The organism is Mesorhizobium sp. M0145, from assembly GCF_040322355.1.
Taxonomy (GTDB): Bacteria; Pseudomonadota; Alphaproteobacteria; order Rhizobiales; family Rhizobiaceae; genus Mesorhizobium.
Window position 1 is genome coordinate 1 of record NZ_JAMYTK010000031.1, and the last position, 24,179, is coordinate 24,179.

Here is a 24,179-nt window from a genome sequence, read left to right on the forward strand (position 1 = left end):
GGCCTTCCGGGTCGGCGCCCGACAGCGTGAACTCGTCGGTGTGGCAGATGCCGGTTGCCTTGATCTCGACCAGCACCTCGCCATCACGCGGACCTTCGAGGTCGACCTCCATGATCTCCAGCGGCTTTCCGGCGGCGACGGCGACAGCGGCGCGCGTTTTCATCAGGCAATCCTCCCATGACGACCCATAGAGTTTCTCATTCCGCCATTGCTGCGGATGAGACCGCAACACGCTCATTCATCGCCGTATCCTCGAAAAGGCATAGGACTAAAGCAGACACGTAAGTCCACTTGCACGGCTTTGATAAATCTTGTGGCGTCCGCTAAGCTCATTGTGGGCACCTTGAATTCGCGCTGGTCCGGGAACAATCGGACTTTAGTGCAAGAATGGGCAGTTTTATCGATGACGAGCGCGGTGCCAGGCACTCTCGCGGCCTTTTTGTGCTTTTTTTTCCAGACCGCCAACGTTACAGGCGTGATGGCCCAGGAAGTGACGGGCAAGCAACCGGTCGCAGCCGACAGGCCGGAAAGAAAGATAACCGAAATCAGAATAGGTTATTTGCGGGCCTACGCGCCGCAACTGGCGCTTTCCCTGCTGGACCTGCCGCCACGCGACGAAGGTGTCGCCGGCGCCAATGTGGCGATCGGCGACAACAACACGACAGGAAAGTTCCTCAGCCAGAAATTCAGCCTCGACATAGCCGAGGTCAAGCCGGACGCCGACGCGGTTCAGGCGTTCAACGATCTGATTGCCAAAGGTGACCGCTATGTTGTCGCTGACCTCTCGGCCAGGCAATTGCTGTCGATCGCCGACATCGCCCGCGACAAGGGCGTTCTGGTCTTCAATGTCGGTGCCACAGACGACAGCCTGCGTGAGGAAGACTGCCGCATAAACATTTTCCATGTGGCGCCGACACGAAGCATGCTGGCTGACGCGCTGGCGCAGTATCTCGTGATAAAGAAATGGCCGAATTGGGTGCTGCTCTATGGTTCGCATGAGCGGGATCATCTCTATGCGGCCGCGTTGCGCCGCGCGGCGGCTCGCTTCGGCGGTCAGATCGTCGCCGAGAAGGAGTTCAAAGACACTGGCACGGCGCGCCGCACCGACACCGGCGCCACACAGATACAGCAGCAGATTTCCGTGTTCACGCAGGATCTGCCGGAGCATGACGTGGTGCTTGTCGCCGATGAGAGCGAGGTGTTCGGAACCTATGTGCCCTACCGCACCTGGACACCGCGGCTGGTCGCTGGCACGGCCGGTCTTGTCGCATCGTCCTGGCATCCCGCGAGCGAGCAATGGGGTGGCATTCAAATGCAAAGCCGTTTCCTGAGGACGACCGGCCGGCGAATGCTGTCCAAGGATATGTCGGCCTGGACGGCGGTGCGGGCGGTGGGCGAAGCCAGCACGCGGACCAATGGCGACGATCCGAAGAAGATCAGCGACTACATCCGCTCGGACGATTTCTCGGTCGCCGCCTTCAAGGGACAGAAGCTGACCTTCCGCAAGTGGAACCATCAGCTTCGCCAGCCAATCCTGCTCGGCGACACCAAATCCGTGGTCTCGACATCGCCACAGGAGGGTTATCTTCACCAAATCTCCGAGCTCGATACGCTCGGCGTCGATCAGCCGGAAACGAAATGCGTCCTTAAGTAGAACCAATCGGGAGGAATTTTCGTGCAGAGACGAGCTTGCGCACTCGCCATTCTCGGCTTCATGGCCAATCCGGCGTGGGCTTACACCGTTTATGTCTCCAACGAGAAAGACAATACGATAACGGTCGTCGACACGGCGACGATGCAAGTGGTGAAGACCGTCGAAGTCGGCCAAAGGCCGCGCGGTATCACCATCTCGCATGACGGCAAGTTCATCTATTTGTGCGCCAGCGATGACGATACGATCGAAATCATCGATACCGCGACGCTGCAGATCGTTGGCACGCTGCCATCAGGCCCCGATCCCGAACTGTTCGTGCTTTCGCCCGACGGCAAGACGCTCTACGTCGCCAACGAGGACGACAATCTCGTCACCGCGATCAACGTCGAGAGCAAGCAGGTCATGACCGAGATTCCTGTTGGGGTGGAGCCTGAAGGCATGGCCGTCAGTCCCGATGGCAAAACCATGGTCAACACCTCCGAAACCACCAGCATGGCGCATTTCATCGACACCGACAGCCATGAGGTGACCGACAACGTCCTGGTCGACACGCGTCCGCGCTTTGCGCAATTCAAGCCCGACGGATCACAGATCTGGGTCAGTGCCGAAATCGGCGGTACCGTCAGCGTCATCGACAGTCTCAAACGCGAGGTGGTGAAGAAGATCCAGTTCGCGATTGCGGGACTGCGGCCCGAGACCATCCAGCCGGTCGGCATCGCAATCAGCGCGGACGGCAAGAAAGCCTATGTCGCGCTCGGCCCAGCGAACCACGTCGCCGTCATCAACACCGAAACCTACGAGGTGGAAAAATACATCCTGGTCGGCCAGCGCGTCTGGCATCTCGACTTCACCCCCGATCAGAAGACGCTGATCACCACCAACGGCAATTCCAACGACATCACCTTCATCGACACGGCGACGGACGAGCCGGTTCAATCGGTTACGGTGGGCCAGCAGCCTTGGGGCGTGGCCATATCGCCCCACTAGACCGCAGCAATGATCAGGGAGGCCGACGTGATGAATATTTGCCGCGGGGATGTTGCAAGTGCACTAAATAACCAGCGCGCCCCGAAGGAGCCAGCGGCATGCAGCATGTGACAAGCGGAGCTGGAGAGGAGGTGGCAGCGCTCGATGTTGCCGGCATCAGCCATTCCTATGGTCCGAAGCGAGCGCTCCAGGACGTCTCATTCTCGATCGCGCCGGGAACTTTCACCGTTCTGCTCGGCCTCAATGGGGCCGGCAAGACAACTTTGTTCTCACTGATCAGCCATCTTTACGGCACCCGCCGCGGATCGATCCGCATCTTCGGCCATGACGTCAGCCGCGCTTCGGGCGAAGCGCTCAGGCGTGTCGGCATCGTATTCCAGGCACGCACGCTCGACCTCGACCTCAGCGTCCACCAGAACCTCTCCTACCACGCCTCGCTGCATGGCATTGGCGGACACCAAGCCCGGCAGCGCATTGCCGCGCTGCTCGATACAGTCAACATGCAGGGCCGTCAGCATGACAAGGCACGCAGTCTTTCCGGCGGCCAAATGCGGCGCATCGAGATCGCGCGGGCGCTGCTCCACCGCCCTTCCCTGCTGCTGCTCGACGAGGCGACGGTCGGTCTCGACATCCAGTCGCGTGCGGGCATTTTGGCCACCATCCGCAAACTCGTCGAAACCGAGGGCATCGGTGTGCTGTGGGCGACGCATCTGATCGATGAGGTCGAAGACGGCGACCATGTCGTCGTGCTGCGGCAGGGCGACCTGGTTGCCAAGGGTCAGGTGGCCGATGTCGTTGCGACGAGCGGTGCCAGTTCGATCCGCGACGCCTTTTCCAGGCTCAACCGCATCGAAACAAGCGGCATCGCGGAGATGTCGCCATGAGCGCTCCCGCAATGCCCGCAAAAGTCGCCGCCCTCACGCCGGTGAAGTTCGAACAGTTTGGGCTCCACCACTACCTCGTTTGCCTCAAAGGGATCGTCGTGCGGGAGTGCCTGCGCTTCCTGCATCAGCGCGAGCGCTTTATATCCTCGCTGGTTCGGCCGCTCGTCTGGCTGTTCATTTTTGCCGCCGGATTCCGGCAGGTGCTCGGCGTATCGATCATCCCGCCCTACAGGACCTACGTGCTCTACGAGGTCTACATCACGCCGGGCCTGTGCGGCATGATTCTGCTGTTTTCGGGCATGCAGTCTTCGCTGTCGATGGTCTATGATCGTGAAATGGGCAACATGCGCACCCTGCTGGTCAGCCCCTTCCCGCGTTGGTTTTTACTGATCTCGAAGATGCTCGCCGGTGTCGCCGTGTCGATCGCGCAGGTTTACGCGTTCCTGATCATTGCCTGGTTCTGGGGCGTCAAGGCGCCGCCGCTTGGCTATCTCACCGTGCTGCCGGCGCTGTTCCTGTCAGGCATGATGCTGTGCGCGCTCGGCATGCTTCTGTCCTCAATGATCAAGCAGCTCGAAAACTTCGCTGGCATCATGAACTTCGTCATCTTTCCCGGCTATTTCGCTTCTCCGGCACTCTATCCCTTGTGGCGTATCCAGGAGGCTAGCCCCCTGCTCTACAAAATCTGCCTCGCCAATCCATTTACTTACGCCGTCGAACTGATCCGCTTTGCCTTCTACGGCCAGGTTGACTGGCTGTCGCTGGGCGTCGTTGCCGGCTGCACGCTGCTGTTCCTTGCCGCCGCCATCATCGCCTACGACCCTTCGCGCGGCCTGATGACCCGCAAACAGGACACGGGAGGAAATGCCTGATGGCGCGAATGATCCATGTTCGCGGTCTGGCTCTGGTCGCCATGCTCGCGCCGGGCGTCAACGCCATGGCAGCCAACCCCGATCCAGACTGGCCCTGCATGCAGCGCAAGGTGCCGCAACTCTCGCTCGGCCAGATCTGGAGCGGACCGGACCTTCCTTCAGCCGCGAAGGACTGGTCGAAGGACCCCACCATCTCCGCCCTGATCGAGGAAGTGGCAGCTCGCCGGATGCCGATTGCGGAAGCTCAAAAGAAGATCAGGGATTTCGCCGCCTCCTTGCCGGCCGAGCAACTTGCACCCAAAATGGCGATGCTGGTGCAAGGCATGTTCGATCACCTGGACGCCGAGCGTTCGCAGGTGATCTCCGGTATTTCCCGCTATGCCCACAAGCAACTCGAAATGGCCGCCGCGTTGCGCAAGGAAGCGTCCGATGTCGATGCATTGCGGGCAAAGCCGGATGCAGATCCCGAAGAGATCGATCGGCGAACCGAACAGCTGAAATTCGCAACGCGAATTTTCAATGAACGCGTCCAATCACTGACCTACGTCTGTGAAGTGCCGACGCTAATCGAGCAGCGGCTTTATCAATTGTCCAAGGCCGTCTCGGAAACGCTCGCCGCGAAGAAATAGAACCTCATTCGATCTTCGCGGCGGATATCACGATCCACGGCCGGGCAGCACGCGCCAGCGCTGAACGAAATAACCGGGATGCGTCTCGATCCACTGGGCTACCAGCGATTGCGCCTGCATGAAGGCGGTCCCGGGATTCATCGCCAGGCCGTCCACCATCTGTTCGCGTTGTTCACAGGTCTGCGGCACATCCGTCAGGCAGACCATCATAACGAGCGTGTAGAGCATTACCCCTTGTCCCCATCGATTCCCGAACCCCATGCCCGGGAGTTTCCGTGATACCGACCAGTCTGCAGGGATCGCACATACGGATCACTTACGGTGTGAAAGGAACGTGGCCCCCGCTCTTTCGCGCCGCAATATAACATGGCGCTAATCTAACGCCAACGACCGCAGGGCGTTCTCCAGAGCAATCGCGTCAGGTTGCGCCGCGCCACCGTGGTGCCGATGTTTCCAGCGTCGATGATTCCGATCTTCACGGTGTTCGTCGATGTCATCAAACCGGGAGCCCGAGTTGCTTTCGCAGGCTTTTGTCGAATGCGGATGCGGGGACGAAACGGCGCAGGAAACTGACCTGGCGCGCCATTTTTCCAGCCGCGTAGCGCCCCTTCGGAGCGGGATCGGTCGCAGCCGCCAAAACGGTCTTGGCCACCACTTCCGGCGCATCGCCTTTTTCCATCGCTTTCCGCACAGCTGCATTCATGCCGGCGCGCGCAGAGTCATAGATGTCAAGCAACTGATCCGGCCTGGCGAGATTTTCTTCAAATGAGGTGCGGGTATAGGCGGGCTCCACCAACACGACGCGAATTCCGAAAGTACGCAGTTCGTGGTCGAGCGATTCGGAGTAGCCCTCAACGGCATGCTTGGTCGACGAATAAAGCGCGAAATAGGGAGCTGGAATGAACCCCTGCACCGAGCTCAAATTGACGATTCTGCCCTTGCCTTGGCGGCGCATTGTCGGCAACACCGCTTTGGTTACTCGCATAACGCCAAAGACGTTCACGTCAAACAACGACCTGGCCTGGGCCATCGAGGACTCCTCCGCGCCACCAAGCAGGCCAAAGCCGGCATTATTGACAAGCAGGTCGATGCGCCCGGTCTCGGCCAGCACGTCCTGGACAAGTTTCGCCACGGACGTGTCATCGGTCACGTCACAGGCCAGCATGGTAACGCCATCGGATCGGTCGACGACCGTGCGACGGCTGGTTCCGAACACGCGAAAGCCCGCGTTCTGCAGGGCTTTGGCCGTTGTGTGCCCGATACCGCTGGATGCCCCCGTCACCAGGGCGACGCCTAGATTGGTCTTGTTCATGGAGGTCACTTCTTTCTTTCGTTTTGGATTGGCGTGGGAGAAGCACGACAGGTCGGAGCGAAAGGCGTCAATCATGAGCGCCTCCGGTACACGCGCCGGCCAGATCATCCGTCCAGCGCCGGAACAGCGCGCTGGCATTAACGCCTCCGAAGCCGAAGCCATTGGCGATTGCATAGCCCATCGCCATCGGCCGGGCCCGGTTTGCGACGAAGTCGATCCCGTCGCCGGCCGGATCGGGAGCGCTCAGATTGAGGGTCGGCGGTGCCATCTGATCCCTGAGCGCCAGGATTGCGAAGATTGCTCCGAGCCCGCCGGCGGCTCCGAGCAGGTGTCCGGTCGCCGATTTCGTTGCACTGACAGCTATCGCGAAACCGCGCCCGAACACGCTCTTGATCGCTTCGATCTCACCCAGGTCGCCCACCGACGTGGAGGTCGCATGGGCATTGAGATGACGAACCTCGCGGGGCGAAATCCCTGCTTGGGCGATTGCGATCTCCATGGCCCGGCGCGCACCGTCGCAGTCCTCGGGACCGGAGGTGACGTGATGAGCATCCGCCGTCGTGCCGTAGCCGACAAGCTCGGCCAGCGGTCTTGCGCCGCGCGCCAGCGCGTGGCTCAATTCCTCGATGACCAGCATGCCGGCTCCTTCGCCCATGACGAAGCCGTCCCGCGACTTGTCGAACGGTCGGGAGGCCTCATCAGGACGGTGATTAAAGGACGTCGAAAGAGAGCGTGCCGCGGCAAACCCACCGAGGCTGACAAGATTCATGCATGCTTCCGTCCCGCCGCACACGGCAATACCGGCCTCGTTGGCGCGGATTAGGCGAGCCGCATCGCCGATCGCCTGAATGCCGGCCGCGCACGCCGTCACGGGTGCACCGAGCGGACCTTTGAAGCCATAGCGGATCGAGACGTGGCCTGCCGCGAGGTTCACCAGGAAGGACGGCACCGTAAAAGGTGATAGACGGCGGACGCCGCGCCGGTCGACCGTGCGCACCGCCTCGGTTATGGCCGGGAACCCGCCGACGCCCGAGGCGATGATCGTGGCCGTGCGCAAGCGATCCGCTTCCGAGACGGGGGCCCATCTTGCTTGGGCGAGCGCCTCTTGTGCCGCGGCCAGCGCAAAGAGAATGAACCGGTCTACCTTGCGCTGATCCTTCGGCGGAAGGATGGCTTCCGGATCGAAACCAGAGTTCGGATCTTCTTCTGTGGAGGGCACCACCCCGCCGACCTTCGCCGGCAGGTCGCACACCACATCATCCGCAAGCCTCCGGATGCCCGAGCGGCCGGCCAGGAGACGCGACCAGGACGTTTCAACATCGGCAGCAAGGGGCGTAACCGCTCCCATGCCCGTAACAACAATCCGTCGCATCTATTTTCCTGTCAGTTCGGGCGCGCCGCCACGCCGTTCAAGCGCCGGCTGATTCACGAACCTGATTGGCCGCCGCATCCAGAAAGGCCTGCGCGAGGTCAGGATTGTTGATGACGCGCGATAACATCAGCGCACCGACCATCGTCGAGAGAATGGCCATGGCCCTGCCATCGAACTCCCCGCCACTGGTCTCAGCAATGAAACGGCCGAGGATCTCGAGATGCTCCTTGATTCCGGCTTCGAACGGCGCTTTCACGTCCTTGCCCTGTCTGGCGGCATCCGAGCCGAGCGCCACGATCGGGCAGCCGTCCATCTTTTCTCCGCGATGGTCCATACTGAGGTAGAACGCGATCACCGCGCCAAGCGGATCATCAGGGTTTGCCGCAGTCGCGGCCGACCATCGACGGGTGGCGCTCTCCATCGCCCGCCTGGACGCCTGCGCCGCCAGGTCGTCCTTGGATGCGAACTGCTTGTAAAACGCGCCTTGGGTCAGTCCGGCACCCTTCATCAGATCCTTAAGGCCGATACCATCAAAGCCGCGCTCCCGAAAAAGGCGGCTTGCCACGTTGATGACGGTTTCTCGGTTTTCCGCTGCCTGAGTACGACTTACGCGCATTGTTGACCTCTTTTTTAGATTGCGTTCGTAATCTATAGCCTATATAGAGTTTGAACGCAATCTAAAAAGGAGATGCGAAATGATCCGCAAAACCCTGAGCGCATCGCTCCTGGCCGCGCTGTTTCTTGCGACCCCGGCTTTTGCCGAGGGAGCCACCATCGGACGCCCGATCGAGGGCGGCAGCCTGCACGAGGGACACCTTGACATGGTTGTCTACTACGTTCCGGTCGACGGCGGCCTCCTGGAGGTCACCGCCACCTTCGCGCCGAAGACCGGGGGCGATCCGCTGCGCGTCGTCATGGGCCTCGCCGACGACGACTCCGTGGCATTTTCCATGCCGGGCCACCAGGACTCGCTCTACGCGTTCTCAAGGTCCGGGGATGAGGTGACGGTCTCGACCGAGACGAACATGCATCTGCGAGCCGACGCGACAATACGCTGAGCCGAAGTTCAGACCGCAGCCGGCGTGCTGCTGGCCGTGTGCTCTCGCGTCCGCTCGGCTCGCCACACGGTGCCTCGATCACGCCATCGAATAAGTTTGGGGAGAGGTCAAATGCTATACAGTTATTTTGTCGAGAAATCGATCCGAGAGAGCTTCGACCACGTCAACAACCATCGCTGGGATGAGGCGGTGAAGGCACTCGCGCTGCATGTCCATCACCGCGTTTCCGGCGCCCACGCACTTGGTGGTGAGCGCCGCGACAAAGAAGCCATGCGCCGCTGGTTTGAGCGCCTCGGCCGCGTCCTGCCCAATCTCCATCTCACGGTCAACCACATCTGGGTGAAGGGCTGGCCGTGGCATACCACCGTGTTTGCCCAGTGGGACGGTACCGCAACGCTGCTCAATGGCGACGCGTCGTACGTCAACCGTGGTCTCCACGTGTTCACCCTGCGGTGGGGCAGAGTCTATGCACTTGAGGAATTTTACGATTCACAAGCAGCGGCCCGCGGTCTTGCCGCCCAAGCGGCAGCTGGCCTCGAAGAAGCTGTCGCCGAACCAATTGTAGGCTAGCAGACGCTCAGTCAGAGCCCACCCGTTCCGTACGCGGGGGCGCTACCGCGTGGGCCAGCGCTTGGAGGGCGGTCGCCTCGGCTCCGCAAATGCGTGCCACCAGCGATGCCTCCCTATCCTCGGCTCGTGGACGTCGGTCTGGAGATCACAGCCGATCAGCCGCTGATACACACCATCGTTTATCTGAAGCGTTTGCCTGGACCGCGCGCCCTAACTCGCGCGACCTCTACTGTTCAGTTCCTCGTGCGGATAGAGCTTGCCGAACAGTGGCAGGTACATCGCGCCCTTGCGCATCAGAAAATCGTGGAAGGTCGCCATCGCCGGCGAGATCGCGTGATCGCTGCGCATCACCGAAAACCATTGCCGGCGGATCGGCATGCCGACGACGTCGAGGATGACCAGCCGGCCGGCTTCGGTTTCGGCAGCGATGGTGTGGGCAGAGATGAACGCGATGCCGAGCCCGGCCATCACCGCCTGCTTGATGGTCTCGTTCGAGCCCATCTCGACGCCCAGATCGTCGATGCGGCCAGGCACGTCGCTCAAAAATATTTCCAGCGAGATGCGCGTTCCGGAGCCGGGCTCGCGAATGAGGAAATGCTCCTCGGCGATCCGCTCCTTGGAAATGTCGCGTGCCGACGCCAGCGGGTGGTCGGGCGGTGCGATGATGACCAGCGGGTGATCGCCGAAGACCGAAGCACGCACCGGGACTTCCTTGGCCGGGCGTCCCATCAGCGCGATATCGATGTCGTGGTTCTTCAGATTGTCGATCGTCTCGGCGCGGTTGCCGATGGCAAGGCGCATGTCGATATCGGGATGTTCCTTCATGAAGGCGGCCATCAGCCGCGGCGCGAAATATTTGGCCGTGGAAACGACGCCGAGCCGCAAGCTGCCGGCGCGCACGCCCTTGATCGCATCCATCTTGTCTTCGAGCAGACGAAGCCGTTCCTCGATGGCCTGTGCCGTCTCGACGAAGGCCAGACCTGCGGCAGTGGGACGCATGCCGTCCGATGTCCGGTCGAACAAGGCCAGTTGGAACTCTTCCTCCACCTGCCGCAACTGAATCGTCACCGCTGGAGGAGACAGGCCTAACACTTTGGCCGCACTGACGATTCTCCCGTGGGCGACGATTGCCTGAACGGTCTTGAACTGCTTGAGCGTGAGATTTCTCATACAGCATACTAAAATTTTTTAAGTGCCTGAGTAAAGTTATTGAATTTTACTTATCCAGCATCGTTTGTTCTCCTTTCCCAATCCGGCCGACCCGAGGAGAGGCGGCTGGATCGGGAGGTTACGATGCCAGCGGCAACGCTCGACGCTTTTCTGAACTCCTATCTTGGCGAGCCGGACGAACTGCGCTCCGCCGTCGTAGCGACCATCCGTCAGCTGACGCAGGCGGCCACCACGATCCGCAACACCATCAATCAAGGGGTGCTCGGCACGGCCTTTGCGGGAACCCGCGGCGCCAATGCTGACGGCGACATCCAGAAGGATCTCGATGTCTTCGCCGATGACATCTTCCTCAACGCCATGCGCCACGCTCCGATCGCGCTCTACGCTTCCGAGGAACTGGAGCAGCCGGTGCTGCTCGACAGGCAAGCGCCTCTTGCCATCGCCATCGACCCGCTCGACGGCTCATCCAACATCGACACCAACGTGTCGATCGGAACGGTCTTCTCGCTCCTCCCTGCAATTGGTGCGCCGGATGGGAATCCGGCCGCCTCGTTTTTGCAGGCAGGCGTGAACCAGCTGGGCGCCGGTTTCTTCATCTACGGGCCGCAGCTGGCGCTGGTTCTGTCGCTCGGCAGCGGCACCCATGTCTTCGTTCTCTCGACCCGGCTCGGCACCTTCGTCCAGGCCTACGAGAGCCGGATCATCCCACAGCGAACCCAGGAGTTCGCCATCAACGCCGCCAACTACCGGCATTGGGACGAGGCGGTGCGGCTCTACATCGACGACTGCCTTGAAGGCACCGAAGGCCCACGCGAGAAGGACTTCAACATGCGCTGGATCGCCTCCCTGGTCGCGGACTGCTACCGCATATTGATGCGCGGCGGCGTATTCCTGTATCCAGGCGACAAGCGCAAGACTTACCGCCAGGGGCGACTGCGCCTCGTCTATGAGGCCAACCCGATCGCCTATCTCGTCGAACAGGCGGGCGGTGCCGCCACCGATACGATCACCCGCATCCTCGAAATCAAACCAGAGAACCTTCACCAGCGCGTGCCCATGGTTTTCGGATCGGCGCGCGAAGTCGCGCGCATCACCCGCTACCACACCGAGCCGAGCGCCATCGGCGAACGCGCGCCGCTTTTCAGCCGCCGCGGCCTTTTCAGGGCCTGAAGACCATGTCGGCAAAGCACCCCATCATTACCATCACCGGGTCGTCGGGCGCAGGCACTACCTCTGTCAAGCGCATCTTCGAACTGATCTTCCGGCGCGAGAACATCGGGGCCGCCTTCATCGAAGGCGATGCTTTCCATCGCTACGACCGCGCCACGATGAAGGCGAAGGTGGCCGAGGAGGAAAAGGCGGGCAATCCGAACTTCACCCACTTCCATGCCGAGGCCAATGAACTGGCAATCCTCGAAGAGGTATTCGAGGAATATGGCCGCCGGGGAACCGGAAAGACCCGCACCTACATCCATGATGAGGATGAGGAGAAGCAGTACGGCACGCCGCCGGGACATTTCACCGAATGGCGCGAATTTCCGCCGAGCGACCTGCTCTTCTACGAGGGCCTGCATGGCTGCGTCGTCACCGACAAGATCAACCTGGCCAGGCACGCGGATCTCAAGATCGGCGTGGTGCCGGTCATAAATCTCGAATGGATCCAGAAGATCCATCGCGACCGCGCAACGCGCGGCTATTCCACCGAGGCGGTGATGGACGTGATCCTGCGTCGCATGCCGGACTATGTCCGCTACATCGTCCCGCAGTTTTCGCAGACCGCCATCAACTTCCAGCGCGTGCCGATCGTCGACACGTCCAATCCATTCATTGCGCGCTGGATACCGACGCCCGACGAATCGATGCTGGTTATCCGCTTCGCCAATCCCCGCGGCATCGATTTCCCCTACCTGCTTTCGATGATCCACGACTCGTTCATGTCGCGGCCGAATTCCATAGTGGTGCCCGGCAACAAGCTCGACCTTGCCATGCAGCTGATCCTGACGCCCCTCATCCTGCAATTGATCGAACGCAAGAACCGTGTGTCGTGAGGAGGACGCCATGAACAGCCAAGCAGCAGCACTGACGCCCGTCGCCGCCGTCTCGGAGCGCGACATGGCCAACGCCATTCGCGCACTGGCGATGGACAGCGTCCAAAAGGCCAATTCCGGTCATCCGGGCATGCCGATGGGCATGGCCGATGTCGCAACGGTGCTGTTCAGGCGCTTCATCAATATCGATCCGTCGGCCCCCAACTGGCCCGATCGTGACCGCTTCGTGCTGTCGGCCGGGCACGGCTCGATGCTGCAGTATGCGCTGCATTACCTGCTAGGCTTTGAAGACATGCCTATCGAAGAATTGCAGCGGTTTCGCCAGCTGGGCAGCCGCACCGCCGGACATCCGGAATATGGCCATGCGCTTGGCATCGAGACGACGACCGGCCCGCTTGGACAAGGCATTTCGACCGCTGTCGGCATGGCGCTGGCGGAGCGCATGCTTGCGGCCCGCCACGGCGCCGATCTCGTCGACCATTTCACCTACGCGATCGCCGGCGACGGCTGCCTGCAGGAAGGCATCAGCCACGAGGCGATCGATCTTGCCGGTCACCTGAAGCTCTCCCGGCTGATCGTCTTTTGGGACGACAATGCGATCTCGATCGACGGGCCCACTTCCCTGTCGACATCGATGGACCAGCCGGCGCGGTTCAAAGCCGCTGGATGGCATGTCCAGTCGGTGAACGGCCACGACACCGAAACCGTTGCGGCGGCAATCGAAGCGGCGCAGCAATCGGACCAGCCGTCTCTGATCGCCTGCCGCACGGTGATCGGCAAGGGAGCGCCCAATCTGGGCGGTTCGGAAAAGACGCATGGCGCGCCGCTGGGCGATGCGGAGATCGCCGCGACGCGCGAAAACATCGGCTGGGCCTTCGCGCCGTTCGAGGTGCCGGACGATATCCTTTTCGCCTGGCGCGAGATTGCCGGCCGCGGTCAAGCGGCACGCCGCGCCTGGGAGCAGCGGCTTGCCGCCTCGCCGCGGCGCCAGGCCTTCGAGGGCGCGGTCGCCGGCGCCCTGCCCGACGCGGTCTTCGAAGCGCTCGGCGCCTTCCGTAAGGAACATGTCGGGAAGGCCACCAAGGTTGCAACGCGAAAAGCCTCGGAAATGGCACTCGCTGCGATCAATGGCGCAACCGAACTGACCGTCGGCGGCTCCGCCGATCTGACGCATTCGAACCTGACGATCACCAAGGGTATGAACCGCATCGCGCCGGGTGACTACGGCGGCCGCTACATCCACTATGGAATCCGCGAGCACGGCATGGCCGCAGCCATGAACGGCATCGCACTGCATGGCGGCTTCGTGCCTTATGGCGGCACGTTCCTGTGCTTCGCCGACTACGCGCGCGGCGCGATGCGGCTCTCGGCGCTCATGGCCCAGCGCGTCATCTATGTGATGACGCATGATTCCATTGGTCTCGGCGAGGACGGCCCGACCCACCAGCCGGTCGAGCACCTGGCGATGCTGCGGGCGACGCCAAACCTCAACGTCTTCCGTCCGGCCGACATCATCGAAACGGCGGAGTGCTGGGAACTGGCGCTGAAGAGCGAGAAGCGGCCAAGCGTGCTGGTGCTCTCGCGCCAGAACCTGCCGATGCTGCGCCAAGCACCTAGCGACGAGCCACACAGCGACGAGAACCGGTCGAGCCGGGGCGCCTACATCCTGCGCGAGCCAGCCGGGCACCGCGCGGTGACGCTGATCGCCACCGGCTCGGAGGTCGAAATCGCGGTTGCCGCCGCCCTACGGCTGGAGACCGAGCACGGCGTCGCCGCCGCGATTGTCTCGATGCCGTGCTGGGAGCTTTTCGAGGAGCAGGACGCCGGCACCCGCAAGGCCGTCCTCGGCTCGGCGCCCCGCATTGCCATCGAAGCCGCAGCACGGCTCGGCTGGGACCGCTGGATCGGCGACACCGGCACTTTCGTCGGCATGGCCGGTTTCGGCGCCAGCGCCCCTGCCCCGGACCTTTACCGGCATTTCGACATCACGCCCGAAGCCGTCGCGGCAGCGGCGCTGAAGCTCATCATCTAGGAGGACGACCATGGCCCGCATCACCCTTCGCCAGCTTCTCGACCATGCCGCCGAGCACGGCTACGGGGTGCCGGCATTCAACATCAACAACATGGAACAGGGCCTCGCCATCATGGAGGCCGCCAGGGCCTGCGATGCGCCGGTTATCATCCAGGCCTCGCGCGGCGCCCGTTCCTATGCCAATGACATCATGCTGGCCAAGATGATGGAGGCGTTGACCGAAATCCATCCGGCCGTTCCGCTATGCATCCATCAGGATCACGGCAACAACGAGGCCACCTGCCTGTCGGCGATCCGCCACGGCTTCACCTCGGTGATGATGGACGGATCGCTGATGGCGGATGCCAAGACACCGGCGAGCTACGATTACAACGTCGCCATCACCGAACGTGTCGCACGCATGGCACATTGGGTCGGCGCTTCGGTCGAAGGCGAGCTCGGCGTGCTCGGCTCGCTGGAAACCGGCCAGGGCGAGGCCGAGGACGGGCACGGCGCCGAAGGTGCGCTTTCCCATGACCAGCTTTTGACCGATCCCGATCAGGCGGTCGACTTCGTGACCGCCACCCGGGTCGACGCGCTGGCGATCGCCTGCGGTACCTCGCACGGCGCCTATAAATTCAGCCGCAAGCCTGACGGCGGTATCCTGGCCATGCAGGTGATCGAGGCGATTCACGAAAAGCTGCCCAACACGCATCTGGTCATGCACGGGTCTTCCTCCGTGCCGCAGGAACTGCAGGACATCATCAACAACTATGGCGGCGAGATGCCCCAGACCTTTGGCGTCCCGGTCGAGGAAATCGAGCGCGGCATCCGCTACGGCGTGCGCAAGGTCAACATCGACACCGATTGCCGAATGGCCATGGCCGGGCAGTTCCGCCGCGTTGCGACGGAGGACCCGCGCGAATTCGATCCGCGTAAATTCCTGAAACCCGCCATGGACGCCCTGCGCGACCTTTGCCGCGATCGCTTCGAACGCTTCGGCACCGCAGGCCACGCGTCGAAGATCAGGGTGATCGCCATGGATGAGATGGCGAAACGTTACGCTGCAGGAAAGCTCGACCCCCATATCGCAACCGCGAAAGCCGCCTGAGCGGCAAACAGGAGACCTGCCCATGAACAAGATCGACATGCCCTCAGCAGGCACGCTCAAGGAAGGCAAGGAACGCTACAGGTCGGGCGTCATCCCCTACAAGAAGATGGGCTACTGGGAGCCGGACTACCGGCCCAAGGAGACCGACCTGATCGCCATGTTTCGGATCACGCCGCAGCCCGGCGTCGACCACGAGGAGGCGGCCGCCGCCATCGCCGGTGAATCCTCTACCGCGACATGGACCGTGGTGTGGACCGACAGGCTGACCGCCTGCGAGCTCTACCGCGCCAAGGCATTCAAATCCGAGCCGGTGCCGAACACAGGTCCAGGCACCAGGATCGAGCAACAGTACTTCGCCTATATCGCCTACGACCTCGACCTGTTCGAGCCCGGCTCCATCGCCAACCTGACAGCATCGATCATCGGCAACGTGTTCGGCTTCAAGGCCGTCAAGGCCTTGCGGCTCGAGGACATGCGCATCCCGGTGGCTTACCTCAAGACCTTCCAGGGCCCGGCGACCGGCATCGTGGTGGAACGCGAGCGGCTCGACAAGTTCGGCCGGCCGCTGCTCGGCGCGACGACGAAGCCGAAACTTGGCCTGTCCGGCCGCAACTACGGCCGCGTCGTCTACGAGGCGCTGAAGGGTGGCCTCGACTTCGTCAAGGACGACGAGAACATCAACTCACAGCCCTTCATGCATTGGCGCGACCGTTTCCTCTACTGCATGGAGGCAGTGAACAAGGCGTCGGCCGCCACCGGCGAAGTCAAGGGCCATTATCTCAACGTCACCGCCGGCACGATGGAGGAGATGTACGAGCGCGCCGAATTTGCAAAACAGCTTGGCTCCTGCATCGTCATGATCGACCTCGTCATCGGTTACACGGCGATCCAGTCGATGGCCAAGTGGGCACGCCGCAACGACATGATCCTGCACCTCCACCGGGCCGGCAACTCGACCTATTCGCGCCAGAAGAACCACGGCATGAATTTTCGCGTCATCTGCAAATGGATGCGGATGGCCGGCGTCGATCACGTCCATGCCGGCACGGTGGTCGGCAAGCTGGAAGGCGACCCGCTTATGATCAAGGGGTTTTATGACACGCTGCGCGAGGAGCGCACGCCGCAGAACCTCGAAACCGGGCTGTTCTTCGATCAGGACTGGGCCTCGCTCAACAAGGTGATGCCCGTCGCCTCCGGTGGCATCCATGCCGGCCAGATGCACCAGTTGATCCATTATCTCGGCGAGGACGTCATCCTGCAGTTCGGCGGCGGCACGATCGGCCATCCGGACGGCATCCAGGCCGGCGCGACGGCCAATCGCGTCGCGTTGGAGGCGATGATCCTCGCCCGCAACGAGGGCCGCGACTATCTGCGCGAAGGGACCAAAATCCTCGAACAGGCGGCCAGATGGTGCACGCCGCTCAAGGCGGCCCTGGAGACGTGGAAGGACGTCACCTTCAACTACGAATCGACCGACACGGCCGACTTTGTGCCAACCGCAACGCCGAGCTTCTAGACGAAAGGAACCGTCGCCATGATGACCAATCCCGGAAACAAGGTCACGCAGGGACAGTTTTCGTTCCTGCCCGAGCTAACCGATGAGCAGATTTCGGCGCAGATCAAATACGCACTGAAAAACCACTGGGCGGTCAGCGTCGAGTACACGGACGATCCACACCCGCGAAACACCTATTGGGAAATGTACGGCAACCCGATGTTCGACCTGAGGGACCCGGCGGGCATCCTGCTTGAAGTCAACAATTGCCGGAAAGCTATGCCCAACATGTATGTCCGGGTCACCGCCTTCGATTCGACCAAGGGCTGGGAAGCACCGCGCATGTCATTCATCGTCAACCGGCCACCCAATGAACCCGGGTTCCGGCTGCTGCGCCAAGAGCGTGACGGCCGCAGTCAGGGCTATTCGATCGTGCCTTATGCGACCGACAGGCCCGAAGGCGAACGGAGCTAGGCGAACCATGCTGGACGCGATAGCAAAGAGCGCTGCCGCGCAGGGCGAATCGGTTGATCTACAGGCCGAGTTCGAGGCGTCCAACATCGACGAGGTGATGGACAAGCTCGACCGCGAACTCGTCGGCCTGAAGCCCATCAAGAACCGCATCCGCGAGATCGCTGCGCTGCTCCTGGTCGACCGGCTTCGCCGCAAGTTCGGGCTGACCTCGGGCGCGCCGACGCTGCACATGAACTTTACGGGGAATCCCGGTACCGGAAAGACCACCGTGGCGCTCAGAATGGCCGAAATCCTGCATCGTCTCGGCTATGTCCGCGAAGGGCACATGGTCGCGGTGACGCGCGACGATCTCGTCGGCCAGTATGTGGGCCACACCGCGCCCAAAACCCGCGAAGTGATCAAGCGCGCCATGGGCGGGGTGCTTTTCATCGATGAGGCCTACTATCTCTACAAGCCCGAGAACGAACGCGACTACGGCCAGGAATCGATCGAAATCCTGCTGCAGTGCATGGAAAACAACCGTGACGATCTGGTTGTGATTCTTGCCGGCTACAAGGACAAGATGGACCGCTTCTTCGACAGCAATCCCGGCATGCGCTCGCGCATCGCCCACCACCTCGATTTTCCGGACTACGGCGTCAGCGAACTCAAATCAATCGCCGAGATCATGCTGGCGGAACAGAATTACCGTCTCAGCAAAGCGGCGGCCAAGGCGCTCGAAGAGTATCTCCCGATCCGCATGCGGCTGCCGCATTTCTCCAACGCCCGCTCCGTTCGCAATAGCCTCGACCGGGCGCGGCTTCGCCAGGCCAGCCGGCTTTTCGCATCGCGCGACCGGGCGTTGACGAAAATCGATCTTATCACCATCGAGGAATCCGATATTCGCGGCAGCCGCGTGTTCGCGGAAGGTAAGCTCGAAGGCGAACCGGAGACGAAGGCGCGCTGACAAGATGACGGCGGTTGGTGTGCAGCGACCGGAAACGGACGACAGAATGGGAGCCGACGACCATGGATACCAAGACAATCATCGCGCCCTCGGTGCTTTCCGCGGACTTCTCGCGGCTCGGCGACGAGGTCGAAGCGGTCGTCCGGGCGGGTGCCGATTGGATCCATCTCGATGTGATGGATGGCCATTTCGTGCCCAACCTCACCTTCGGTCCGCCGGTGGTCAAGGCGATCCGTAATCGAACGGACAAGGTGTTCGACTGCCACCTGATGATCGCGCCGGCCGACGCCTATCTCGGCGCCTTCGCCGATGCCGGCTGCGACATCATTACGGTGCATGCCGAGGCCGGACCGCATCTCGACCGTTCGCTGCAGGCAATCAGAAATCTCGGCAAGAAGGCCGGCGTGTCGCTGAACCCGTCAACGCCGGAAAGCGTCATCGAATATGTACTTGACCGGCTCGATCTGGTGCTTCTGATGACGGTCAATCCGGGTTTCGGCGGCCAGGCCTTCATTGCGGCGGTCGTCGACAAGGTCAGGCGGGTCAAGGCGCTGGTCGGCCATCGTCCGATCGACATAGAGATCGACGGCGGCGTCACGCCCGAAACCGCTCCGCTGGTCACCGCGGCCGGTGCCAATGTGCTGGTCGCCGGCTCGGCCATCTTTAAGGGCGGCACCGAGGCTGCCTATCGCGCCAATATCGGCACCATCAGGCAGGCGGCCGACGGGGCGATCCGGAAAGCGGCGTAAACCATTTCATCGGAGGAAATCTTGGCGGCAATCCCACCTGTCTGCGATTTCGGCTGGCAAGCCACTGATGCCGTTTTGCCCGGCGTCGACGGCACATCGCATTCGATCTTAAGCCACGCCGGCCCGAACGGGCTGGTGGTGGCCTTCATCTGCAACCACTGCCCCTATGTGAAGGCGGTGATTTCACGCATGGTGCGCGACGCCAATGACCTCAAGGCCGAAGGCATCGGCTTTGTCGCGATCAACTCCAACGATGCCGACGCCTATCCAGATGATTCCTTCGACAACATGAAGCTCTTTGCCAGGACGAACGGCTTCACTTTCCCCTATCTCCATGACGAGCACCAGACGGTGGCGCGTGCCTATGGAGCCGTTTGCACCCCGGATTTCTTCGGGCTCAACAGCGAGTTGACGCTGCAATATCGCGGCCGGCTGGACGCGTCGCGACGCGACGCCGAATTGCCCGGGCTGAGACGCGACCTGTTCGAGGCGATGAAGCAAGTTGCCCGAACCGGCGACGGACCGCTTGACCAGATCGCTTCGATCGGCTGTTCGATCAAGTGGAAGGGTGCCGCATGAACGTCGCCGCAGGCAGGCCGTTTCGCTCGCCCAAGGCGATCCTGTTCGATCTCGACGGCACACTGGTCGATTCGGCGCCTGATATAGCGGCCGCCGTCAACGAATTGCTGGCCGGACGCGATCTGCCGCCGCTGCGGCTGGATCAGGTCAAGGCCATGATCGGCGGCGGCATCAGGAAACTGGTCGAACGAGCCTTCGCGGCTTCCGGCACGCCGCTCCTCGGCAGCGCGCTCGATGAGGCCAACCGCGTCATGGCGCCGATCTATCGCAGGCATCTGACCGGCCGCACGAGGCTGATGCCTGGCGTCAGGGAGGTTCTCACGCACTTGCATTTGAGCGGAATAGCCTTGGGCATGGTGACCAACAAGCCGCAGCTGGCAGCTCGCGAAATCCTGCTGCATTTTCGGCTGACGGAATATCTCGGCGCGATCGTCGGCGGAGACGCGGTGACATCATTGAAACCGGCGCCAGACGCGCTGTTGCTGGCGCTCGACCTGCTTCAGGTCGAACCTCGTGACACGCTGATGGTCGGAGACAGCAGCGCCGACGTGGCCGCCGCCCGCGCCGCCGGCATGGCCGTCATTCTGCTGCGTGGCGGATACAGCCAAATTCCCGTTGAAGAGCTTTGCGCCGACCTCGTTTGCGACAGCCTGTTCGATCTGCCGTCAGCGATGCGAAGGCTGCAAGACGCTGCGTGACACATGCGCAAAGCCGAGCCAACGCCGGCCGAGCGCAGTCCAACGGCCGGCGGTACCGCGTTATTTTGAGAATTGCTTCAGATAAGCAATGACGTTGGCGATGTCCTCGTCTTTCTTGAGGCCGACAAACGCCATCTTGGTTCCTTTGACCATCGCCTTGGGATCGCGAAGGTAGGTCGTCAGCGTCGCCTCATCCCATTTGACGCCGGACTTGCCGGCCTCGGTCATGGCCTTGGAATAGCTGAACCCCGGGTGCGTCCCGGCCGTTCGGCCGATAACGCCGTTCAAGGACGGACCGACCTTGTTCTGGTCCTTGTCTGCGACGTGGCAGACCTTGCATTTGGCGAAGACCTTCTCACCCGCCGCGGCATCCTGTGCCTGAGACTGGGTAGTGACAAAGGTGGCGACGGACACGGCGGCGAAAAATGCGACTGCGCGCATGGCATTTCCTCATTGATCGTGTGAGTGCCGGGGACACTTTACGCGTGTCGATGCCTTGATCGCCGGCATTCGTTTTAAAGCGGGAGAGCGAACTATTCGTCCTTCCTCCCCGGACTGGCAGCACCTGCACGCCTCGAAAAAGCTAGACTGCCGATGAAGGAAGTCAATCGTACAAAGGTCCTGTTTCGTTTCCCGACTGCGCGAAGGGAGGTGTGTAGCGACACGCAGTCCACATCATTGACGCCTGTTGGCCGAACGCGTAGCCTCACTCCAACCGGTTTGCTGTTTGGGCACCTTCAGGAATCCGCGCAACTCCAAAGCACGAACTCTGGAGAGTTCGCCGCGCAGGCGACGATAAGTGCCAAATGGACATGGTCGATCTCATATTAACGGTGTGCCTTAGCGCCAATCCGGGCAATTGCCGAGATGAACATCTCTATTTCGAAAGCCGCGGCTCTCTGTTCCAATGCATGTTCCTAGCGCCTGCCGAGATCGCAAAATGGTCTCAGGAACATCGGAGTCTCAAGGTCGTGCGCTGGAAATGTGCCGTTCCGAGCAAGGAACGAGCGATTTGATCGACATTCCTGGTTCGTCGACGACCCTAAAAGAGGAGACGCCATGATGATTTCGCGGCGCACGACGCTGCGCTTGGCGGCTCTGGGGGCCATCCTCGCCTCAAAGCCGGTTGCCGTCTTTGCGAAAGCTAAGGTCCGAATTGGTGTCCTGAAGTTCGGCACCGTGAGCTGGGAACTCGATACGTTGAAACGCCACAAGCTCGACGAGGCCAACAGGATCGATCTGGAAATCGTCTACTTCGCCGGGGAGGATGCGACCAACGTCGCGCTGCTGGCCGGCGCGATCGACATGATCGTGACCGACTGGCTGTGGGTCTCGCGCCAGCGCTCCGAGGGCGGCGACCTTACATTGGCCCCTTATTCGACCGCCGTAGGGGCAATCATGGTGAAGGAGGAATCGCCGATCCGGACGCTCGCCGACCTCAAGGAAAAGAAAATCGGTGTCGCCGACGGCCCGCTCGACAAGAGCTGGCTACTGGTCCAGGCGCTGGCCAGACGCGATCACGGCCTCGACCTGCCGACAGCCTGTGACGTCGTCTTTGGCGCGCCGCCGCTGATTTCTGAAAAGGCGATGCAAGGCGAACTCGATGCCGTGCTCAATTTCTGGCATTTCTGCGCCCGGCTCGAGGCCAACGGCTTTCGTCGGTTGATCGGCGCGGATGATGCGGCGAAAGCGCTTGGTGCCTCGGGCCCCTTATCGGCGCTCGGCTACGTCTTCCACGACCAATGGGCGAACGACAATCCGGATGCCGCCCGGGGCTTCGTCAAGGCCTCCAAGCAGGCCAAGGAGTTGCTGGCCAGATCCGATGAAGAATGGCTGCGCCTGGCGCCGCTCATTCGCGCAGAAGGCAAGGAGCTGGAAAAACTGCGCGACCGCTATCGCCAGGGCATCCCAAGACGGCCGGTCGCCGAAGAAGCGGCCGATGCGGGCAAACTCTATCACGTGCTGGCCGCGATAGGCGGCGAGAAGCTGGTTGGCAGGGCGCCCGAGATGGCGCCCGGCACGTTCTGGCCGGAACTCGCGAAATGACCGCAACGGAAGACAAGTCGGGTCGATCCGGCTTTGCGACGCCGCTGACACCAGCGCTGACGGTAACGGTTTCCCTGATTGGACTTTGCCTGCTGTGGGGCCTCGCGGCTCATCTGTGGCAAAGCCGTGCTTTCCCCCCACCAGGGCAGGTCTGGCAGGTACTGCTCAGGGAAGCGGCGAGCGGTGACCTTTTTTATCATCTTGGCGCCACGCTCGGACGGGTTGCTGCGGCGTACGTCGCCGCAATGATTATCGGCTCGGTCATCGGCGTCATCCTCGGGAGCTACCGCGGTGCGGACCGGTTCTTCAGTCCGTGGGTGGTCCTGTTTCTCAACATTCCCGCGCTGGTGGTCATCGTGCTCGCCTATATCTGGTTCGGCCTCAACGAGGCGGCGGCGATTGGCGCAGTTGCCGTGAACAAGATCCCCAATGTCGTGGTGACGATGCGCGAAGGCGCCAGGGCGTTTGATCCGCGTTATGCCGAAATGGCCGCCGTCTACCGCTTCGCCCCACTCGAGCGCATCCGCCATGTCCTGCTGCCGCAACTGCAGCCCTATTTTGCCGCGGCCTCGCGGTCCGGCATCGCCCTCATATGGAAGATCGTCCTGGTGGTCGAACTGCTCGGCCGCTCCAATGGCGTCGGTTTCCAGATCTATCTCTATTTCCAGCTCTTCGACGTCGCCGCCATTCTCGCGTACACGCTGGCTTTCGTGGCGGTGATGCTTGTCATCGAACTTCTCCTGGTGCAGCCCATTGAACGACATGCAACCCGTTGGCGCCGCCGTCCCGCTTAGGGTCGACATCGCCGACAAGACCTTCAGGTCCGCGCAAGGTGTGTCGATCACGGCGCTTCAGGGTCTGTCCTTCGAGGTCCGGCCGGGCGAATTCGCTTGCCTGTTTGGGCCGTCGGGCTGCGGCAAGACCACGACGTTGCGCATCCTGCTTGGACTGGACAAAGACTTTTCCGGCTCTTTCCAACTGCCGCAAGGCGGCTCGAACCGCATCGCCGCCGTGTTCCAGGAGCCTACTTTGCTGCCATGGCGGACGGTGGAGCAGAATGTCAGGCTGGCGCTGCCGAAAAGCCTAAGAGCGAAGAGTCTCGACGAGCTGTTTGACACTCTCGGCCTCGCCGGCATGCGCTCGCTCTATCCGGCGGAGCTTTCGCTCGGCCTTGCGCGCAGGGCAGCGCTTGCCAGGGCCTTCGCCACCGAACCGGCGGTACTTTTCCTGGACGAACCCTTTGCCTCGATCGACGAACAGACCGCCGAGCGGCTTCGGCAATTGCTTTTGACCGTCTGGTCAGCGCGGCCTACGACCGCCTTGATGGTAACCCACAATCTGCGCGAGGCACTGATGCTGTCGGACCGCATCATCGTGCTTGCGCAGCGCCCTGCCCATGTGCTCGGCATGTTCGACGTAGGCTTGCCGCGGCAACATCGCAACCCACAGGTGATGAGCGACCTTTTGCTGTCGTTCCAGCAAAAATTTCCGGGCGTGGCCTGATCGCCTTACGG

26 protein-coding genes and 1 pseudogene are annotated in these 24,179 nt (G+C 61.8%); 20 read left to right on the forward strand and 7 right to left on the reverse strand.

Annotated elements, in window-relative coordinates:
* Positions 1-163: pseudogene (locus NKJ28_RS28815) on the reverse strand (S-(hydroxymethyl)glutathione dehydrogenase); the annotation flags it as partial.
* Positions 164-403: 240 nt separating this feature from the next.
* On the opposite strand from NKJ28_RS28815, the gene NKJ28_RS28820 reads away from it, so the two are divergent.
* From NKJ28_RS28820 to NKJ28_RS28840, 5 genes are all read left to right on the forward strand, one after another.
* A complete protein-coding gene (locus tag NKJ28_RS28820) occupies positions 404-1,654 on the forward strand; it encodes a lanthanide ABC transporter ABC transporter substrate-binding protein PedA1 (protein WP_031212313.1) in 1,251 nt (416 codons plus the stop codon).
* A 21-nt stretch (positions 1,655-1,675) separates the two neighbouring features.
* Positions 1,676-2,641: a YVTN family beta-propeller repeat protein gene (locus tag NKJ28_RS28825; RefSeq protein WP_352541893.1), complete on the forward strand. Its 966-nt coding sequence runs from the start codon at positions 1,676-1,678 to the stop codon at positions 2,639-2,641.
* Positions 2,642-2,739: 98 nt separating this feature from the next.
* Positions 2,740-3,525 (forward strand): lanthanide ABC transporter ATP-binding protein PedB/LutE, encoded by a 786-nt coding sequence (locus NKJ28_RS28830; protein WP_352637970.1) that lies wholly within the window; start codon positions 2,740-2,742, stop codon positions 3,523-3,525.
* An 11-nt stretch (positions 3,526-3,536) separates the two neighbouring features.
* Positions 3,537-4,397, forward strand: a complete 861-nt coding sequence (locus NKJ28_RS28835) for a lanthanide ABC transporter permease protein PedC (RefSeq protein WP_352638028.1) — start codon at positions 3,537-3,539, stop codon at positions 4,395-4,397.
* Entirely contained in the window at positions 4,397-5,026 is a 630-nt protein-coding gene (locus tag NKJ28_RS28840; RefSeq protein ID WP_352637972.1) for a hypothetical protein, read from the forward strand. The genes NKJ28_RS28835 and NKJ28_RS28840 overlap by 1 nt, the downstream gene beginning before the upstream one ends.
* A gap of 27 nt (positions 5,027-5,053) precedes the next feature.
* Here NKJ28_RS28840 and NKJ28_RS28845 read toward each other — a convergent pair whose 3' ends face one another.
* The 4 genes from NKJ28_RS28845 to NKJ28_RS28860 form a co-directional block, all read right to left on the reverse strand.
* Positions 5,054-5,254, reverse strand: coding sequence for a hypothetical protein (locus tag NKJ28_RS28845; RefSeq protein ID WP_023678847.1), 201 nt, complete (start codon positions 5,252-5,254; stop codon positions 5,054-5,056).
* A gap of 268 nt (positions 5,255-5,522) precedes the next feature.
* A complete protein-coding gene (locus NKJ28_RS28850) occupies positions 5,523-6,338 on the reverse strand; it encodes an oxidoreductase (RefSeq protein WP_352638029.1) in 816 nt (271 codons plus the stop codon).
* Positions 6,339-6,405: 67 nt separating this feature from the next.
* Positions 6,406-7,710 carry a beta-ketoacyl-ACP synthase II gene (fabF, locus tag NKJ28_RS28855; RefSeq protein ID WP_352637973.1) on the reverse strand — a complete coding sequence of 435 codons (1,305 nt, stop codon included), beginning with the start codon at positions 7,708-7,710 and terminating at the stop codon, positions 6,406-6,408.
* A 37-nt stretch (positions 7,711-7,747) separates the two neighbouring features.
* Entirely contained in the window at positions 7,748-8,326 is a 579-nt protein-coding gene (locus NKJ28_RS28860; protein ID WP_352637974.1) for a TetR/AcrR family transcriptional regulator, read from the reverse strand.
* Positions 8,327-8,405: 79 nt separating this feature from the next.
* Here NKJ28_RS28860 and NKJ28_RS28865 point away from each other — a divergent pair, with 79 nt between their 5' ends.
* Positions 8,406-8,768, forward strand: a complete 363-nt coding sequence (locus NKJ28_RS28865; RefSeq protein WP_352637975.1) for a hypothetical protein — start codon at positions 8,406-8,408, stop codon at positions 8,766-8,768.
* 111 nt (positions 8,769-8,879) lie between these two features.
* The gene (locus NKJ28_RS28870; RefSeq protein WP_352637977.1) at positions 8,880-9,338 is read left to right on the forward strand and encodes a nuclear transport factor 2 family protein; all 459 of its coding nucleotides are present in this window, start codon (positions 8,880-8,882) and stop codon (positions 9,336-9,338) included.
* A gap of 210 nt (positions 9,339-9,548) precedes the next feature.
* Here NKJ28_RS28870 and NKJ28_RS28875 read toward each other — a convergent pair whose 3' ends face one another.
* Positions 9,549-10,508 (reverse strand): LysR family transcriptional regulator, encoded by a 960-nt coding sequence (locus NKJ28_RS28875; protein WP_352637978.1) that lies wholly within the window; start codon positions 10,506-10,508, stop codon positions 9,549-9,551.
* 123 nt (positions 10,509-10,631) lie between these two features.
* Between NKJ28_RS28875 and NKJ28_RS28880 the strand changes: the two genes are divergently transcribed.
* The 10 genes from NKJ28_RS28880 to gph all read left to right on the forward strand — a co-directional run bounded on the left by NKJ28_RS28880 (position 10,632) and on the right by gph (position 20,619).
* Positions 10,632-11,678 carry a class 1 fructose-bisphosphatase gene (locus tag NKJ28_RS28880; RefSeq protein ID WP_352637980.1) on the forward strand — a complete coding sequence of 349 codons (1,047 nt, stop codon included), beginning with the start codon at positions 10,632-10,634 and terminating at the stop codon, positions 11,676-11,678.
* A gap of 5 nt (positions 11,679-11,683) precedes the next feature.
* Positions 11,684-12,556: a phosphoribulokinase gene (locus tag NKJ28_RS28885; protein WP_023678839.1), complete on the forward strand. Its 873-nt coding sequence runs from the start codon at positions 11,684-11,686 to the stop codon at positions 12,554-12,556.
* A gap of 10 nt (positions 12,557-12,566) precedes the next feature.
* Positions 12,567-14,588 (forward strand): transketolase, encoded by a 2,022-nt coding sequence (gene tkt / locus NKJ28_RS28890; RefSeq protein ID WP_352637981.1) that lies wholly within the window; start codon positions 12,567-12,569, stop codon positions 14,586-14,588.
* Positions 14,589-14,598: 10 nt separating this feature from the next.
* Positions 14,599-15,678 carry a class II fructose-bisphosphate aldolase gene (gene fba, locus NKJ28_RS28895; RefSeq protein WP_352637983.1) on the forward strand — a complete coding sequence of 360 codons (1,080 nt, stop codon included), beginning with the start codon at positions 14,599-14,601 and terminating at the stop codon, positions 15,676-15,678.
* Between the two features lie 22 nt (positions 15,679-15,700).
* Entirely contained in the window at positions 15,701-17,194 is a 1,494-nt protein-coding gene (locus NKJ28_RS28900) for a ribulose-bisphosphate carboxylase large subunit (protein WP_502902227.1), read from the forward strand.
* Positions 17,195-17,212: 18 nt separating this feature from the next.
* Entirely contained in the window at positions 17,213-17,647 is a 435-nt protein-coding gene (locus tag NKJ28_RS28905) for a ribulose bisphosphate carboxylase small subunit (protein WP_023678835.1), read from the forward strand.
* A 7-nt stretch (positions 17,648-17,654) separates the two neighbouring features.
* Positions 17,655-18,593: a CbbX protein gene (gene cbbX / locus NKJ28_RS28910; RefSeq protein ID WP_352637985.1), complete on the forward strand. Its 939-nt coding sequence runs from the start codon at positions 17,655-17,657 to the stop codon at positions 18,591-18,593.
* A 62-nt stretch (positions 18,594-18,655) separates the two neighbouring features.
* A complete protein-coding gene (rpe, locus tag NKJ28_RS28915; RefSeq protein ID WP_352637987.1) occupies positions 18,656-19,342 on the forward strand; it encodes a ribulose-phosphate 3-epimerase in 687 nt (228 codons plus the stop codon).
* A gap of 21 nt (positions 19,343-19,363) precedes the next feature.
* Complete coding sequence (locus NKJ28_RS28920; RefSeq protein ID WP_352637988.1) at positions 19,364-19,921, forward strand: thioredoxin family protein; 558 nt, start codon at positions 19,364-19,366, stop codon at positions 19,919-19,921.
* Positions 19,918-20,619: a phosphoglycolate phosphatase gene (gene gph / locus NKJ28_RS28925; protein WP_352637989.1), complete on the forward strand. Its 702-nt coding sequence runs from the start codon at positions 19,918-19,920 to the stop codon at positions 20,617-20,619. Before NKJ28_RS28920 ends, gph begins: the two co-directional genes overlap by 4 nt.
* Before the next feature lie 60 nt (positions 20,620-20,679).
* Here gph and NKJ28_RS28930 read toward each other — a convergent pair whose 3' ends face one another.
* Positions 20,680-21,060 carry a c-type cytochrome gene (locus NKJ28_RS28930; RefSeq protein ID WP_352450669.1) on the reverse strand — a complete coding sequence of 127 codons (381 nt, stop codon included), beginning with the start codon at positions 21,058-21,060 and terminating at the stop codon, positions 20,680-20,682.
* A 618-nt stretch (positions 21,061-21,678) separates the two neighbouring features.
* On the opposite strand from NKJ28_RS28930, the gene NKJ28_RS28935 reads away from it, so the two are divergent.
* The 3 genes from NKJ28_RS28935 to NKJ28_RS28945 are packed head-to-tail and all read left to right on the forward strand — an operon-like array spanning position 21,679 to position 24,168.
* On the forward strand, positions 21,679-22,665 hold the full coding sequence (locus NKJ28_RS28935; protein ID WP_352637991.1) for an ABC transporter substrate-binding protein: 987 nt from the start codon (positions 21,679-21,681) through the stop codon (positions 22,663-22,665).
* On the forward strand, positions 22,662-23,459 hold the full coding sequence (locus tag NKJ28_RS28940) for an ABC transporter permease (protein ID WP_352593998.1): 798 nt from the start codon (positions 22,662-22,664) through the stop codon (positions 23,457-23,459). Before NKJ28_RS28935 ends, NKJ28_RS28940 begins: the two co-directional genes overlap by 4 nt.
* Positions 23,428-24,168 carry an ABC transporter ATP-binding protein gene (locus NKJ28_RS28945; protein WP_352638032.1) on the forward strand — a complete coding sequence of 247 codons (741 nt, stop codon included), beginning with the start codon at positions 23,428-23,430 and terminating at the stop codon, positions 24,166-24,168. Before NKJ28_RS28940 ends, NKJ28_RS28945 begins: the two co-directional genes overlap by 32 nt.
* Positions 24,169-24,179: the final 11 nt, after the last annotated feature.

What these genes read in the sequence shown, in the direction of transcription:
- NKJ28_RS28940 (WP_352593998.1), top strand. Translation starts at nt 22,662, where the DNA reads ATGACCGCAACGGAAGACAAGTCGGGTCGATCCGGCTTTGCGACGCCG.
- NKJ28_RS28820 (WP_031212313.1), top strand. Translation starts at nt 404, where the DNA reads ATGACGAGCGCGGTGCCAGGCACTCTCGCGGCCTTTTTGTGCTTTTTT.
- gph (WP_352637989.1), top strand. Translation starts at nt 19,918, where the DNA reads ATGAACGTCGCCGCAGGCAGGCCGTTTCGCTCGCCCAAGGCGATCCTG.
- NKJ28_RS28885 (WP_023678839.1), top strand. Translation starts at nt 11,684, where the DNA reads ATGTCGGCAAAGCACCCCATCATTACCATCACCGGGTCGTCGGGCGCA.
- NKJ28_RS28830 (WP_352637970.1), top strand. Translation starts at nt 2,740, where the DNA reads ATGCAGCATGTGACAAGCGGAGCTGGAGAGGAGGTGGCAGCGCTCGAT.
- fabF (WP_352637973.1), bottom strand. Translation starts at nt 7,710, where the DNA reads ATGCGACGGATTGTTGTTACGGGCATGGGAGCGGTTACGCCCCTTGCT.
- NKJ28_RS28850 (WP_352638029.1), bottom strand. Translation starts at nt 6,338, where the DNA reads ATGAACAAGACCAATCTAGGCGTCGCCCTGGTGACGGGGGCATCCAGC.
- NKJ28_RS28845 (WP_023678847.1), bottom strand. Translation starts at nt 5,254, where the DNA reads ATGCTCTACACGCTCGTTATGATGGTCTGCCTGACGGATGTGCCGCAG.
- rpe (WP_352637987.1), top strand. Translation starts at nt 18,656, where the DNA reads ATGGATACCAAGACAATCATCGCGCCCTCGGTGCTTTCCGCGGACTTC.
- NKJ28_RS28840 (WP_352637972.1), top strand. Translation starts at nt 4,397, where the DNA reads ATGGCGCGAATGATCCATGTTCGCGGTCTGGCTCTGGTCGCCATGCTC.
- NKJ28_RS28835 (WP_352638028.1), top strand. Translation starts at nt 3,537, where the DNA reads ATGCCCGCAAAAGTCGCCGCCCTCACGCCGGTGAAGTTCGAACAGTTT.
- NKJ28_RS28935 (WP_352637991.1), top strand. Translation starts at nt 21,679, where the DNA reads ATGATGATTTCGCGGCGCACGACGCTGCGCTTGGCGGCTCTGGGGGCC.
- NKJ28_RS28860 (WP_352637974.1), bottom strand. Translation starts at nt 8,326, where the DNA reads ATGCGCGTAAGTCGTACTCAGGCAGCGGAAAACCGAGAAACCGTCATC.
- NKJ28_RS28865 (WP_352637975.1), top strand. Translation starts at nt 8,406, where the DNA reads ATGATCCGCAAAACCCTGAGCGCATCGCTCCTGGCCGCGCTGTTTCTT.
- NKJ28_RS28905 (WP_023678835.1), top strand. Translation starts at nt 17,213, where the DNA reads ATGATGACCAATCCCGGAAACAAGGTCACGCAGGGACAGTTTTCGTTC.
- NKJ28_RS28875 (WP_352637978.1), bottom strand. Translation starts at nt 10,508, where the DNA reads ATGAGAAATCTCACGCTCAAGCAGTTCAAGACCGTTCAGGCAATCGTC.
- fba (WP_352637983.1), top strand. Translation starts at nt 14,599, where the DNA reads ATGGCCCGCATCACCCTTCGCCAGCTTCTCGACCATGCCGCCGAGCAC.
- NKJ28_RS28930 (WP_352450669.1), bottom strand. Translation starts at nt 21,060, where the DNA reads ATGCGCGCAGTCGCATTTTTCGCCGCCGTGTCCGTCGCCACCTTTGTC.
- NKJ28_RS28870 (WP_352637977.1), top strand. Translation starts at nt 8,880, where the DNA reads ATGCTATACAGTTATTTTGTCGAGAAATCGATCCGAGAGAGCTTCGAC.
- NKJ28_RS28945 (WP_352638032.1), top strand. Translation starts at nt 23,428, where the DNA reads ATGCAACCCGTTGGCGCCGCCGTCCCGCTTAGGGTCGACATCGCCGAC.
- cbbX (WP_352637985.1), top strand. Translation starts at nt 17,655, where the DNA reads ATGCTGGACGCGATAGCAAAGAGCGCTGCCGCGCAGGGCGAATCGGTT.
- tkt (WP_352637981.1), top strand. Translation starts at nt 12,567, where the DNA reads ATGAACAGCCAAGCAGCAGCACTGACGCCCGTCGCCGCCGTCTCGGAG.
- NKJ28_RS28900 (WP_502902227.1), top strand. Translation starts at nt 15,701, where the DNA reads ATGAACAAGATCGACATGCCCTCAGCAGGCACGCTCAAGGAAGGCAAG.
- NKJ28_RS28880 (WP_352637980.1), top strand. Translation starts at nt 10,632, where the DNA reads ATGCCAGCGGCAACGCTCGACGCTTTTCTGAACTCCTATCTTGGCGAG.